This is a genomic window from Micromonospora echinospora, assembly GCF_900091495.1.
Lineage (GTDB): Bacteria > Actinomycetota > Actinomycetes > Mycobacteriales > Micromonosporaceae > Micromonospora > Micromonospora echinospora.
The window spans coordinates 34,162-47,342 of record NZ_LT607413.1 but is presented as its reverse complement, the minus strand read 5'-3'; the positions used below and the strand labels follow the sequence as shown (position 1 = coordinate 47,342).

Sequence of the window (13,181 nt, the reverse complement as noted above, 5' to 3'; positions counted from 1 at the left end):
GTCAGCTGGATGGACCGCCGGTCGGGGCGGCCCTGCCTCGTCGACCACCGTACCGAGAGATTGTTGAAAGCTCAATGATTGAAACCGGAAGCTTCGTCGTCGCTGCCGGTGGGCCGGTCGTGGCTGCGGGAACCACCCGGGCGCGCACCCGCACGCCCGATTGGCTGGTCGCGCGGACGGGAGCGCCGGCTGTCCGGTACCCCGGGGCGCGGAGTGGCCGATTGCCGCACTGGTGGCGTATGTCGGGTTCAGGGTCGTCATGGTGGGGCCGGGTTCGGTGTCCGGTTCGCGCCGGGTGCCGGTCGGGAATCGGTCCGGGGGTGGGGGCGTTGTACATGGTTCGCCTCCGGACCCGCCGCACCGAGCCCCCGACCGGGTGCCCCGCCACCCGGAATGCCGACCGGCCCGACGGCGTTGTACCAACCTGGCGCACCGAGTAGGCCAAGCCCCGGAACCGCGCCCCCCAGAACCATCCCCGTAGCGCCCCCGCGCCACGACCCCCTTTCTTCTCGCGTGTGGCGCCCCCGCGCCCGCGTACATCCCCCGTACGAACGGAAAGGCAGGACACCCCCATGACCACGCTGATCCGTAAGGCCGCCCTGACCGCCGCCGGCGCCGCCCTCACCGCAGGCGCCCTCGCCGGCCCCGCGACCGCCTTCGCCGCCCCCACCACCCACACCCCCACCACCACGGTCACCACCGACCGCGGCCACGACAAGCCCAGCAAGAACCAGCGCGAACTCAACGTCCGCTACGAAGCCCAGCCGAACTTCTTCTACTGCGGCCCCGCCGCCGCCCGTAACGCCCTGACCACCCTCGACAAGAACATCTCCCAGGACGACCTCGCCCGGGAGATGGGCACCACCGAGAACGGCACCGACAGCGCCCACCAGATCACCAAGGCCCTCAACACCAAGGCCGGCAAGAACGACTGGCGCACCATCGAAATCCCCACCCCCCAGGCCGACGACAAGCAGACCGACACCCTCCGCCACGACGTCCGCACCGCCGTCGACAACGGCCGCGCCGTCGTCGCCAACATCGCCGGCACCGCCACCGACACCAACGGCACCACCCACTCCTTCGAAGGCGGTCACTACATCAGCGTCGTCGGCTACCGCGACAACGCCAACACCGTCAAGATCGCCGACTCCGCCAACCCCGACCAGGCCTCCTACTGGATCACCACCGAAACCCTCGCCGACTGGATCGCCACCCGCGGCTACTCCGCCTGACACACACCCAGACACCACACCACGAACGGGCCGGCCCCCACCAGGGGACCGGCCCGTTCCGCGTACCCGCCGCAGCAGCGGTCGCCGGTGTGGTCAGGCGGCGGTGGACCAGATGGCCCGGAAGGCCGCGGCCTCACCGGCGAGCCACTGCTCGACCTGCTCCGCCTTGACTCCCTCGGGCATCCGGTGCGCCTCGCCCCGGCGGACGTCCACCAGGACCGGCTCGGCGTGCGGGAGCACGGCGTCGGAGTGCCGGCGCATCAGGTGCAGGGTGGCGAGGGTGGCCTCCGTGCTCGGCGCGGCCTCGTCGAAGTGCAGCCGGACCACCTCGGCGCGGCCGTCGGCGTACCGCACGCCGAAGTGGGGGTTGATCTTCACGGGGAGGTCGCCGAGCATGGCGAGCGCGTCCCGGGTCTGGGCCAGGTCGACCTGCCCCGGCTCGCCGAGGGAGTGCAGCCAGCGCGTCGCGCCCGGCGTGAGGGCCTCGTAGAGCGGGCGCCAACGGGGCTTGACCAGGTCGGCCACGCCGGCCAGGTGGGTGCCCCCGGTGTGGAAGGCGATGTCGGCCTTGAGCGCCTTGACGAACTGACCGTGCGGGTTGAAGCCGGAACGGCTCGCCCGCTGCCTGCGCAGCCCGCCGACGAAGGTCGCCTTGGTCGGGCCGGTGCGGTCGACGTAGCGGGTGAAACCGAGCAGGGTGGCGTACGGCGAAAGGGCGGTGGCGAGAGGTGCGGACACGGGGCGTCCTCCCAGGTCAGTGCCGAGATTAGTACATACATTCTAATCGACGGGTACGACATCGAACAGGGTTGGCGGGCACGGAACGTGTCCGATCGGAGCCGCTGTGACACACTGGCCGCCCGCCCGGAACAACGTCGGCCCCGACGACAGGAGCACCATGGACGAGTCGAGCCGGCGCGCCCGTGACCTCGGGATCCTCGTGGGGGCGCTGCCCACCGGGCGGCACAACGCGATCACCGACGTGCCCGGGGTCCTGGTCGGGCACACCACCGTCGACGACGGCGCCGACGTCCGTACCGGCGTCACCGCGGTCGTGCCGAGCCAACTCGGCCCCGGGCGCTGGACCCTGCCGGCCGCCGTCCACTGCGGCAACGGCTACGGCAAGCTCGTCGGCTCGACCCAGGTCGACGAGCTCGGCGTGCTGGAGTCACCGATCGTCCTGACCGCCACGCTGTCGGTGTTCCGGGTCGCCGACGCGCTACTGGGACACCTCATGGGTCAGCGACCGGACGGCGTGTCGTTCAATCCCCTGGTCGGCGAGACCAACGACGGGCACCTCTCGGACATCCGTCGCCGCCCGATCACCGAGGCCCACGTCCTGGCCGCCCTCGCCGGGGCGTCCGCCGAGCCCCCGGCCGAGGGGTGCGTCGGAGCCGGCACCGGCACCACGGCCCTGGGCTACAAGGCCGACCGCGCCACCCCACCGGGCAACTCGTGCATGATCGTGGTGGCCACCGACCTGCCTCTGGACGCCCGGCAGCTCGGTCGGGTGGCCCGGCGGGCGGTCTTCGCGATGGGCCGGGTCGGGGCGTCCTTCAGCCACGGCAGCGGCGACTACGCGATCGCGTTCAGCACGGCGGAAGCGACCGAGCCGCCGATCCGCGACGGGAACATCGACCCGGTCTTCACCGCCGTCCTGGACGCGGTCGAGGAGGCGTTGCTCAACTCGCTGCTGGCCGCCGTGACCACCACCGGCGTGAAGGGCCGCACCAGTCACGCCGTCCCGCACGACGCGGTGGTCCGGCGGCTGTCGGCGGCCGGTCGACTGGCGTCCCGATCCTGATCGGTCGGTGACGCGCGACCGGCCGCCTCCCGTCAGAGCTGGCCGACGTCGGTGACCCGGACGACGGCCGCGCCGACCTCGTCCGAGGCGGCCAGGTCGATCTCTGCGCTGATCCCCCAGTCGTGGTCGCCCTCCGGGTCGTCCAGGATCTGCCGGACCGTCCACCGCTGCGACGACGTCTGGTCGATCATCAGCAGCGCCGGCCCACGGGCGTTCGGCCCGGTGCCGATCTCCGGGTACGTGTCGAAGTACGGCTCCAGCGCGTCGGCCCAGGCGTCGGCGTGCCAGCGGTCCGCCGCGTCGAGTTCGCCGAGCAGGTCCCAGCGGCGCAGGGCGGCCAGCTCCACCCGACGGAACAGCGCGTTGCGCACCAGCACCCGGAACGCGCGGGCGTTGCGGGTCACCGCCGGCACCCGGTCGTCCAGCGCCTCGGCGGCCTCGGCCGCGTCCGACGGGTTGCGCAGCCGCTCCCACTCGTCGATCAGGCTGGAGTCGACCTGGCGGACCAGTTCGCCCAGCCACTCGATCAGGTCGACCAGTTCCTCGGTCTTGGCGTCCTCGGGGACGGTCTGCCGCAGCGTCTTGTACGCGTCGGCGAGGTAGCGCAGCACCAGCCCCTCCGAGCGGGACAGGCCGTAGAACTGCACGTACTCGGTGAAGGTCATCGCCCGCTCGTACATGTCCCGGACGACGGACTTCGGGGAGAGCTGGTGGTCGGCGACCCACGGATGCCCGCGCCGGTACATCTCGTACGCGGCGTCCAGCAGTTCGGCGAGGGGCTTGGGCCAGGTCACCTCGTCGAGCAGTTCGAGGCGGGCCTCGTACTCGATGCCCTCGGCCTTCATCGCGGCGACCGCCTCGCCGCGCGCCTTGAACTGCTGCGCGGAGAGCACCTGACGCGGGTCGTCCAGGATGGACTCGACGACGCTCAGCACGTCCAGGGCGTACGACGGAGACTCCCGGTCGAGCAGCTCGACGGTGGCCAGGGCGAGCGGGGAGAGCGGCTGGTTGAGCGCGAAGTCGAGCTGGAGGTCGACGGTGAGCCGGACCCGCCGGCCGGTCTCGTCGGGTTCGTCGAGCTGCTCGACCACGCCCCCGGCGAGCAGCGCGCGGTAGATCGCGATGGCCCGGCGGATGTGCCGGCGCTGGGCGGCGGCGTCCTCGTGGTTGTCGGTGAGCAGGTGCCGCATCGCGGCGAACGCGTCCCCGGGCCGGCCGATGACGTTGAGCAGCATCGAGTGGCTGACCTGGAAGCTGGACGTCAACGGCTCCGGCTCGGAGTCGACCAGCCGCTGGAAGGTCGGCTCGCCCCAGCCGATCGAGCCCTCCGGCGGCTTCTTCTTGACCACCTTGCGGCGCTTCTTCGGGTCGTCGCCGGCCTTGGCGAGGGCCTTCTCGTTCTCGATGACGTGCTCGGGGGCCTGCACCACCACCCGGCCGATGGTGTCGAACCCGGCCCGCCCGGCCCGGCCGGCGATCTGGTGGAACTCGCGGGCCTTGAGCAGCCGGGTACGGGTGCCGTCGTACTTGCTCAGGCCGGTGAAGAGCACGGTGCGGATCGGCACGTTGATGCCGACGCCGAGCGTGTCGGTGCCGCAGATGACCTTGAGTAGGCCAGCCTGCGCGAGGGTCTCCACCAGTCGGCGGTACTTGGGCAGCAGGCCCGCGTGGTGGACGCCGATGCCGTGCCGGACCAGCCTCGACAGGGTCTTGCCGAACCCGGAGGTGAACCGGAAGCGACCGATGGCCTGGGCGATCATGTCCTTCTCGGCGCGGGTGGCGACGTTGACGCTCATCAGCGCCTGGGCCCGCTCCAGCGCGGCGGCCTGGGTGAAGTGCACCACGTAGACCGGGGCCTGCTTCGTGGTGAGCAGTTCCTCCAGCGTCTCGTGCAACGGCGTGGTCACGTACGAGAAGAGGAGCGGGACCGGCCGCTCGGCCGAGCGCACGACGGCGGTGGGTCGCCCGGTGCGCCGGGTCAGGTCGTCGACGAAGCGGGTGGTGTCGCCGAGGGTGGCCGACATCAGCACGAACTGCGCCTGGGGCAGCTCGATCAGCGGCACCTGCCAGGCCCAGCCCCGGTCCGGCTCGGCGTAGAAGTGGAACTCGTCCATGATCACCTGGCCGACGTCGGCCTTCGTGCCCTCGCGCAGGGCGAGGTTGGCCAGGATCTCGGCGGTGCAGCAGATGATCGGGGCGTCCGCGTTGACGCTCGCGTCACCGGTCAGCATGCCGACGTTGTCCGCCCCGAAGACCTCGCAGAGCGCGAAGAACTTCTCCGACACCAGCGCCTTGATCGGGGCGGTGTAGAAGGTCGTCCGGTCGTCGGCGAGGGCGGCGAAGTGCGCCGCGATCGCGACCAGGCTCTTGCCCGAGCCGGTCGGGGTATTCATGATCACGTTGGCCCCGGAGACGATCTCGATGACCGCCTCCTCCTGGTGGGGGTAGAGGTCGAGGCCGCGCTCCTTCGCCCAACCGGCGAACGCGTCGTACAGGGCATCGGGGTCGGCGCTGTCCGGCAGCGCGGCGGTGAGCGTCATAGCCGTTCCATCCTGCCCGCCGTAACGGCCTTGGTGGTAGCAGGGGCCCCCTGCACGGCAGAAACAGGTAACAGGGGTCCCCTGCTACCACCTCGGCGGGGGCGCGGCTACCCGCCTCGGCGAGTGCTGCTGCCCGCCCGGCCGGGGCACTCAGTCAGGGCGGCGGTGGTAGATCAGGTCGGTGACCGGGCGGCCGGCGAGCAGGGCACGACGCTCGAACTTGGTGACCGGCCGGTGCGCCGGGCGGGAGGTGTCACCCGGTCGGGTGTCGACCAGCTCCGGATCGGCGTCCAGGGTCTCGCGCATCGCGGCGGCGTACTCGGCCCAGTCGGTGGCGCAGTGCAGCGTGCCCCCCGGCGCCAGCCGGGAGCGCAGCAGCGCCACGTGGGCGGGCTGGATCAGCCGGCGCTTGTGGTGCCGTGCCTTCGGCCAGGGGTCGGGGAAGAAGACGTGCACCGCGTGAAGCGTCGCCTCCGGCAGCCGCCGGAGCAGCTCCAACGCGTCACCGTCGGCGATCCGGACGTTGCCCAGCCCGTGCCGCTCCACCAACGCGAGGAGGTTGGCGATTCCCGGGGTGTGCACCTCGACCGCGAGATAGTCTCGGTCCGGGTCGGCGGCGGCCATCGCGGCGGTCGCGTCGCCCATCCCGGAACCGATCTCGAGCACCACCGGAGCCCGGCGGCCGAACAGGTCGGCGAGGTCGACCGGGGGGCCGGCCCCGTCCGGCACCGCGAGCCCGTACACCGGCCGGAGACGGTCCAACGCGTCGAGGTGACGGCTGCCGAGCCGGCCCCGACGCGGGTGGAAGGTGCGGACGGTGGCGCGTACCCGGGACGGTGCCGGGGCAGCCGGTTCGTGGTCGATGGGGGTCACAGCGACCCGAGCCTACGCGAGGCCCCCGACGGGCCGGACGCGGCGTACACCGTCCGCAGGACAGCTCATCTCATACGGCAGGCCGGGTGTTCCCTGCCCGGTCCGGCCGACGGGCCGGGAGGGGTCATGGTGTCAGTCACGCGCCGGGGCGCGGTGGTGCTGATGGGGCTGCTCCTCGCTGCCGTCGCCGTGCTGGTCGCCGACGGGCCGGCCCGCGCCGCCGACGTGTACGTGCAGGTCACGCCGAGCCGGGTGGGCCCCGGCGAACTGGTCGGCATCCGGGCGAGCTGCCGATCCACCCGGGAGGCGGCCAGCGTCGAGTCGGACGCGTTCGGCATCGTCACCGTCCACCCGCAGCACGGGTACCTGTCCGGCACGGCGACCGTCCCCACGCACACCCGGCCGGGCACGTACCGGGTCAAGCTGCTCTGCGTGGAGGGCCCGAACGCCTCGACGATGCTGACCGTGACCGCGGGCGGTCACCAACCGCCCCGGCCGGACGGGCCGCCGCAACCGCACCCCAGCCGGGGGCCGGCGACCGGGTTCGGCGGCGCGGACGGCGGCCCCGACCTCGGTGGGCTGGTCGTGCCCGGCGGGCTGGGCATCACCGTCGCCGGACTGGTTCTGGCGATGCTGGCCGCCCGCCGCCGGGGACCACGGACCCCCCACTGACCCGCCGCCATGTCCCGCCGCCGCGCCCCGCGCCGACCCGCCGTCGAGATCCGGAGGCTGCCGTCCCGCCCGCCGGACGGCCGTCGTTGGCGGATGCCGCTGGCGGTGGTGCTCGTCCTGCTCGGGGTCTTCGTCACCGGGGTCGGCTTCGGCCGGTCGGCGGGCGGACCGTTCACCGTTCTGGCCGCCGGTGCCGGAGCGGAGCGGGCCGCGACCGATCCGTTGCCGGCGAGCCGGCCGGTGAGCCTGAGTGTGCCGGCGATCCGGGTGACCGCTCCGGTGGCCCCGGTCGGGCTCGCCCCGGACGGGACCATCGCGGTGCCCCCGCTGGAGCGGCACCGGGAGACCGGCTGGTTCGACGGCGGTCCCACGCCGGGGGAGAACGGTCCGGCGGTCATCGTCGGGCACGCGGACACCACGGCGGGCCCGTCGGTCTTCTACGACCTGCGCCGGCTCCGCCCCGGGGACCGGATCGAGGTGACCCGCCAGGACCGGTCGGTGGCCGTCTTCGAGGTGACCTCGGTGGAGCGTTTCGACAAGAACGCCCTGCCCGGCGAGCGGGTGTACGGCGACCACCGGGGCTCCGGACTGCGTCTGATCACCTGCGGCGGCCGGTTCGTCGGCGGAAGCATCGGCTACGCCGACAACGTGATCGCCTTCGCCACCCTGGTCGGCTCCCGCGACTCCTGAGCCGGTGTTCGCGGGGCAGGACCGCCGACGCGGCGGACGACCGGGTGGGTCAGCCGGGGTGACGGCGTGGCGGACGGGCCCACCGCACGAAGCGTTCGATGACGTCGGTGCCGTCGTCGGGCAGGTCCCGCACCGCCTCGGCCATCGTGACGCCGAGCCACGCCATCAGGGCGAGCCGGTCGTCCGCGTACGCGCGGAGCAGGCGCAGCTTCGCCGGCTGGCACGGCCATGGCGCGCCGCACGCCCGGCAGCGCCAGGACGGCCGGGCGGCGACGTGGTCACGAGCGGCGCGGCGGGACATCCGGCCCTGCCCCGGGCGGGACGGGCCGAGCGGCCCGGCAGGTGCCCCTCGGCAACCGCGCGCCCGCCGACCCCATCCCGGTCGACCGCATGTCGGTCTTCGGCCGGACGATCCGGGTCGTGCCGGCTGCCGGCCGGTGGCGGGCGCACGGCAGCGAGAACGGCCCGATCGGGTACGGCGGGACACCTGGGCTCGGTTCGGGCTCCGGATCTGGTCGGCGTGGTGGCTCCGGCTTCCGCTCGGGCTCCCGTCCCGGCCGGTCGGCGGAGCGGGCGAGCGGACCGGTACGTGTGGGCGAACGGCGGTCGGGGCAGCGCCACCAGGACGCCAGTCCGCACGAGCAGGCGATTCGCCATGCGCGCAGGACGGGACGGTGTCGGGGAGCGAACGGGACCGGTCGGGTGCGTCGGGTTCGTGACATGCCCCGAGCTTGCCGAGAGTCGTCGGACGATCACACTACGTAGGTGTATGGTGTGCGAACGCTCGGGACGTCCTGAAAGGACGAAGTGTGAATCGTGTGTTCGTGACGGCGATGACCGAGGCCGGGATCACCGCCGAGGCCCTCGCGGCCCAGACCGGTGTCGACCCGAAGACGGCGGCCCGCTGGGCGAACCCGGGACGGATTCCCCAGACCCGGCACCGTGCCCAGGTGGCCGCCCTCCTCGGCAAGGAGATCACCGAGCTGTGGCCGGACGTGGTGCGGCGACGCGAGCCGGTCTGGTTCCGGCCGTGGACCGAGATCGAACGCGAGGCGGTCTCCCTGCGTAGTTTCGAACTCGCCTGGGTGCCGGGGCTGCTCCAGACCGAGGCGTACGCGCGGGCCACCCTCGCTGGCGAGGCGCTGACCCCGGCCGAGGTGGACGACCTGGTCGCCGCCCGCCTCGCCCGGCAGGCCATCCTGCACCGGGCCCGCCCGCCCCTGTTCGTCGCGGTCGTCGACGAGATGGTCCTGCGCCGGACGGCCGGCGGGGACCGGGCGATGATGCGCGAGCAGTGCGACCACCTGATCCGGTGCGCCGCGCTGCCCGCCGTGCAGATCCACGTGGTGCCGGCCGACGTCGGCATCCACCCCGGTCACGGCGGACCCTTCACCATCGCCGAACTGCCCGACGGCGGGCGGGTGGCGCATGTGGACGGGCAGATCCGCGCGCAGATGGTCGAGCAGCGGCTGGACGTCGCTACCCTCGACCGCCGATGGGCGCGTATAAATGGGGAGGCACTCCCGCGAGCCCTGTCACTCTCCCTGATCACGGAAGCGGCGAAGACATGGACCTGACCGGCGCGCAGTGGCGGACCAGCACCCGTAGCGGCAACAACGGCGGCAACTGCGTCGAGGTGGCCGACAACCTGCCCGGCGTCGTCCTGGTGCGGGACACCAAGAACCGCGACGGCGGGACGCTCGCCTTCCCACCGACGGCCTGGCAGGCGTTCGTCGCCACCGTGGCCCGCCACGCCTGACTCGCTCGCCGGGCATGAACAGCGTCGGATAGCCGACGGCCCCGCAGGTCGAGCCCGTCGAGAGCGACGACAGTCCATCATGGAGTGATGTCGGGCGTGCGGAGGACCGTCGTGTGGGCCGGGCTGCTGGCCGTCGGCATGGGGCTGGTCGGGCTGGGTGTGTTCCTGGGGGTGACCCGGCTCGACGACGCGGACAAGTGGGGCAGCGTCGTCGCCGCGATGGTCGCCGTGCTCGGGCTGCCGATGACCGTGTACGGGGTGCTGCTGGCCCGCCGGCAGGGCGGCGGCACGGGCGGGCAGTCCGTGACCGGCTCCGTCGTCGGGGGCGGTGTCGCGCAGGTGCGGGGCGTGCGCGGGAACGTGCGGATCGGCACCCCCGCGTCGCCGGCACCCGCCGCTGCCGACCCGCCAGCGGCGGCAGCCGGACCGCCCACGTCGGGGACGACTGACCCGGGCGGGTCCGGTGGCCAGTCGGTCACCGGGTCGTGGACGGCCGGCGGGGTGCGGCAGGTCGACGACGTCGGCGGCGACGTGGACGTCGACCGGTGAGCTGGCGATCCCCGGCGCGGGACGCGCAGACGGTCACGGCCAGCATGGTGTTCGGCCCGGTGATCCAGATCCGTGACGTCGCCGGCAACGTCACCGTCGTGGCGGACCGGCCGCCGTACCAGATCGGTGACTTCACGCCGGGGGCCGTGCCGTTACCGGTGGGCACGGCGCGGCGGCAGCCGAGCCGACTGTTGCTGGCCCGGCACCAGGTGGTGCCGTTCACCGGCCGCGACGCCGAACTCGACGCGCTGAACACGTGGATGGGCGGCGCGGAGCCGGTCTCGGTGCGGTTGGTCCATGCCGCCGGCGGGCAGGGCAAGACCCGTCTGGCCCGGCACGTCGCCGCTCAGGCGCACGCGGCGGGCTGGCTGACGTGGCGGGTTCTGCACACTCCGGAACAGCAGTCCGCCGGCAGCCGGTGGGAGGCTCCCGGTGGCGGTGGGGCGCTGGTCGTGGTCGACTACGCCGACCGGTGGCCCGCGTCGGACCTGAACCGGCTGGTCACCGACCTGCACGCGGTGTCCCTGCGTACGGGCCTGGTGCTGCGGGTGTTGCTGCTGGCCCGCTCGGCCGGCTTCTGGTGGGCCGCGCTGCGCGACCGCCTCGACAGCGAGCACGCGATCACCGCCGAGGGTCATCTCCTGCCACCGCTCGACGAGCACACCGACCGTGCGATGCTGTTCGACCAGGCCCGCGAACGCTTCGGCACCGCGCTCGACGTGCCCGACACCGCCGGCATCACGGTGCCGGATCTGGCCGGAGACGGGTTCCGGCAGATCCTCGCGGTGCACATGGCCGCCCTGGTCGCCGTCGACGCCCACCACCACGGGCAGACCCCACCGGCGCAGCCACACGCCCTGTCGGCGTACCTGCTCAACCGGGAACGAGCCCACTGGCACCACCTGCACGCCCGCACCGAGGACCGCCGACCCACCAGCCCCGAGGTCATGGGCCGCGCCGTCTACCTGGCCACCCTGGCCGGCCCCGTCACCCGCGACGACGCCACCACCATCCTGACCCGCACCCGGGTCACCGAACCCGGCGTCGCCACCATCATCGACGACCACCGGTTCTGCTATCCCCCCGACGACCCCGGCACCGTCCTGCACGGGTTACGGCCCGACCGGCTCGGCGAAGACCTCATCGCCCTCTCCACGCCCGGACACCCGCACACCGGGGCCGACGACTGGCAACCCGACGACTGGGCCGCCACCGCCGCAGCCACCCTGCTCACCGGTGAACCCGCCACCTGGGCCCCCGGGGCGGTCACCGTCCTGGTCGAAACCGCCCACCGCTGGCCCCACATCGCCGACACCGTGCTGTACCCGCTGATCCGGCAACACCCCGAACTGGCCCTGGCCGCAGGCGGCGCCACCATCACCCGCCTCGCCGAACTTCCCCACGCCGACATCACCGCCCTGGAGGCCGTCGACGCGCTACTGCCCGCCGGCCGGCACGTCGACCTCGACACCGCAGCCGCAGCCATCAGCACCGCGCTCACCCACCATCGTCTCGGCGTCGCCACCGACCCGGCCGAGCAAGCCCGACTGCTCGGAAACCACTCAGCTCGTCTGGCCAACGCCGGCCGCAGCGATGAGGCCCTGACCCCGGCCGAAGAATCCGCCGACATGTGGCGGCGGTTGGCTGAGGAGAAGCCCGCCGCGTATCTGTCCCACCTCGCCCTGTCGTTGAGCAATCTCGGCGTGTTCCTGTCCAGGGTGGGGCGTCGTGACGAGGCTGTGGCCGTGGCTGAGGAAGCGGTCGGCATCCGCCGGCGGTTGGTCGAGGCGGATCCGGCCGCGTACCTGCCGGGTCTCGCCGCGTCGCTCGGCAATCTCGGCATATTCCTGTCCGGGGTGGGGCGTCGTGACGAGGCGTTGTTGGTGGCGGAGGAGGCGGCGGGCGTGTACCGGCGGTTGGTCGAGGCGGATCCGGCCGCGTACCTGCCCGACTTCGCCGCGTCGCTGGACAATCTCGGCATATTCCTGTCCGGGGTGGGGCGTCGTGACGAGGCGTTGTTGGTGGCGGAGGAGGCGGCGGGCGTGTACCGGCGGTTGGTCGAGGCGGATCCGGCCGCGTACCTGCCCGACTTCGCCGCGTCGCTGGACAACCTCGGCAACCTCCTGTCCGGGTTGGGGCGTCGTGATCAGGCCGTGGCCGTGGCTGAGGAGACGATCGGTATCCGTCGGCGGTTGGTCGGGGCGAATCCTGCCGCGTACCTGCCTGAACTTGCCCTGTCGTTGAGCAACTTCGGCGCGTTTCTGTCCAGGGTCGGTCGTCGCGACGAGGCGCTGTTCGCCGGGGAGGAGGCGGCGGGCGTCTACCGGCGGCTGGTCGGCGCGAATCCGGCCGCGCATCTACCCGATCTCGCTCGGGCGTTGACGAATCTCGGTCCGTTGCTGTCCGGGGTGGGGCGTCGTGACGAGGCGTTGTTGGTGGCGGAGGAGGCGGCGGGCGTGTACCGGCGGTTGGTCGAGGCGAATCCGGTCGCGTATCTACCCGGTCTCGCGGGATCGTTGATCAACCTCGGTGCGTCTCTGTCCGGGTTGGGCCGTTACGACGAGGCTGCGGCGGCGACCGAGGAAGCGGCCGGTATCAGCCGGCGGTTGGTTCAGGCGAATCCTGTCGCGTATCTTCCCGATCTTGCCCTGTCGTTGAACAACCTCGGCATGTTGCTGTCCGGGTTGGGACGTCGTCATGAGGCTCTGGCCGCAGCCGAGGAGGCCGCTGGCGTCTATCGGCGGCTGGCTGAGGTGAACCCCGCTGCCCACCTGCCCGCTCTTGCCAAGTCGTTGCGGGCGCATTCCCAGATGTGCGTCGACGTGGAAGCCAACCTGCCGCAGGCCTTGGAGACCATCGCCGAATCCATTGAAATCTATCGATTCCTGGCCGCGCAGCTACCGCAGTTGTTCAAGATCGAGCTGATCCGGGCATACCGAACTCTCGCCGACCTGCTGGAAGGGCTCGGTCGTCGAGACGAAGCAGATTCGGTCCGTCGGCAGCTCAACGAGGCCGTGGGCGGAACGCAGAAGTGAGTGCCGGTACGCCGGGCGGGCGGG

Annotated in this window: 12 protein-coding genes; 8 read left to right on the top strand and 4 right to left on the bottom strand. The window is 72.5% G+C overall.

Annotated features, from left to right (window positions below; all coding sequences use genetic code 11):
- The first annotated feature begins 572 nt into the window (after positions 1-572).
- Positions 573-1,235: a C39 family peptidase gene (locus GA0070618_RS00235; protein WP_088979812.1), complete on the top strand. Its 663-nt coding sequence runs from the start codon at positions 573-575 to the stop codon at positions 1,233-1,235.
- Positions 1,236-1,328: 93 nt separating this feature from the next.
- Here the strand turns inward: GA0070618_RS00235 and GA0070618_RS00230 are convergent, their stop codons facing one another.
- Positions 1,329-1,973: a hypothetical protein gene (locus GA0070618_RS00230; protein ID WP_088979811.1), complete on the bottom strand. Its 645-nt coding sequence runs from the start codon at positions 1,971-1,973 to the stop codon at positions 1,329-1,331.
- Positions 1,974-2,133: 160 nt separating this feature from the next.
- Here GA0070618_RS00230 and GA0070618_RS00225 point away from each other — a divergent pair, with 160 nt between their 5' ends.
- Positions 2,134-3,039, top strand: a complete 906-nt coding sequence (locus tag GA0070618_RS00225) for a P1 family peptidase (RefSeq protein WP_088979810.1) — start codon at positions 2,134-2,136, stop codon at positions 3,037-3,039.
- A gap of 32 nt (positions 3,040-3,071) precedes the next feature.
- Here the strand turns inward: GA0070618_RS00225 and GA0070618_RS00220 are convergent, their stop codons facing one another.
- Positions 3,072-5,579, bottom strand: a complete 2,508-nt coding sequence (locus GA0070618_RS00220; protein ID WP_088979809.1) for a DEAD/DEAH box helicase — start codon at positions 5,577-5,579, stop codon at positions 3,072-3,074.
- Between the two features lie 150 nt (positions 5,580-5,729).
- A complete protein-coding gene (gene trmB, locus GA0070618_RS00215; RefSeq protein WP_414467545.1) occupies positions 5,730-6,452 on the bottom strand; it encodes a tRNA (guanosine(46)-N7)-methyltransferase TrmB in 723 nt (240 codons plus the stop codon).
- A 126-nt stretch (positions 6,453-6,578) separates the two neighbouring features.
- On the opposite strand from trmB, the gene GA0070618_RS00210 reads away from it, so the two are divergent.
- Entirely contained in the window at positions 6,579-7,124 is a 546-nt protein-coding gene (locus GA0070618_RS00210; RefSeq protein WP_088979808.1) for a hypothetical protein, read from the top strand.
- A gap of 93 nt (positions 7,125-7,217) precedes the next feature.
- Positions 7,218-7,814, top strand: a complete 597-nt coding sequence (locus tag GA0070618_RS00205) for a class F sortase (protein WP_414467625.1) — start codon at positions 7,218-7,220, stop codon at positions 7,812-7,814.
- Positions 7,815-7,863: 49 nt separating this feature from the next.
- Here the strand turns inward: GA0070618_RS00205 and GA0070618_RS00200 are convergent, their stop codons facing one another.
- Positions 7,864-8,115 (bottom strand): flavin reductase, encoded by a 252-nt coding sequence (locus tag GA0070618_RS00200; RefSeq protein WP_088979806.1) that lies wholly within the window; start codon positions 8,113-8,115, stop codon positions 7,864-7,866.
- A 532-nt stretch (positions 8,116-8,647) separates the two neighbouring features.
- On the opposite strand from GA0070618_RS00200, the gene GA0070618_RS00195 reads away from it, so the two are divergent.
- The 4 genes from GA0070618_RS00195 (at position 8,648) to GA0070618_RS35100 (ending at position 13,157) form a co-directional block, all read left to right on the top strand.
- Positions 8,648-9,391, top strand: coding sequence for a Scr1 family TA system antitoxin-like transcriptional regulator (locus tag GA0070618_RS00195; protein ID WP_414467624.1), 744 nt, complete (start codon positions 8,648-8,650; stop codon positions 9,389-9,391).
- Positions 9,388-9,573 (top strand): DUF397 domain-containing protein, encoded by a 186-nt coding sequence (locus tag GA0070618_RS00190; protein ID WP_088985167.1) that lies wholly within the window; start codon positions 9,388-9,390, stop codon positions 9,571-9,573. Before GA0070618_RS00195 ends, GA0070618_RS00190 begins: the two co-directional genes overlap by 4 nt.
- An 87-nt stretch (positions 9,574-9,660) precedes the next feature.
- Complete coding sequence (locus tag GA0070618_RS00185; protein WP_088979804.1) at positions 9,661-10,122, top strand: hypothetical protein; 462 nt, start codon at positions 9,661-9,663, stop codon at positions 10,120-10,122.
- Positions 10,119-13,157, top strand: coding sequence for a tetratricopeptide repeat protein (locus GA0070618_RS35100; RefSeq protein ID WP_269148464.1), 3,039 nt, complete (start codon positions 10,119-10,121; stop codon positions 13,155-13,157). The genes GA0070618_RS00185 and GA0070618_RS35100 overlap by 4 nt, the downstream gene beginning before the upstream one ends.
- The last annotated feature ends 24 nt before the right edge of the window (positions 13,158-13,181 follow it).

What these genes read in the sequence shown, in the direction of transcription:
- GA0070618_RS00200 (WP_088979806.1), bottom strand. Translation starts at nt 8,115, where the DNA reads ATGTCCCGCCGCGCCGCTCGTGACCACGTCGCCGCCCGGCCGTCCTGG.
- GA0070618_RS00235 (WP_088979812.1), top strand. Translation starts at nt 573, where the DNA reads ATGACCACGCTGATCCGTAAGGCCGCCCTGACCGCCGCCGGCGCCGCC.
- GA0070618_RS00220 (WP_088979809.1), bottom strand. Translation starts at nt 5,579, where the DNA reads ATGACGCTCACCGCCGCGCTGCCGGACAGCGCCGACCCCGATGCCCTG.
- GA0070618_RS00195 (WP_414467624.1), top strand. Translation starts at nt 8,648, where the DNA reads ATGACCGAGGCCGGGATCACCGCCGAGGCCCTCGCGGCCCAGACCGGT.
- GA0070618_RS00210 (WP_088979808.1), top strand. Translation starts at nt 6,579, where the DNA reads ATGGTGTCAGTCACGCGCCGGGGCGCGGTGGTGCTGATGGGGCTGCTC.
- GA0070618_RS00205 (WP_414467625.1), top strand. Translation starts at nt 7,218, where the DNA reads ATGCCGCTGGCGGTGGTGCTCGTCCTGCTCGGGGTCTTCGTCACCGGG.
- GA0070618_RS00225 (WP_088979810.1), top strand. Translation starts at nt 2,134, where the DNA reads ATGGACGAGTCGAGCCGGCGCGCCCGTGACCTCGGGATCCTCGTGGGG.
- GA0070618_RS00185 (WP_088979804.1), top strand. Translation starts at nt 9,661, where the DNA reads ATGTCGGGCGTGCGGAGGACCGTCGTGTGGGCCGGGCTGCTGGCCGTC.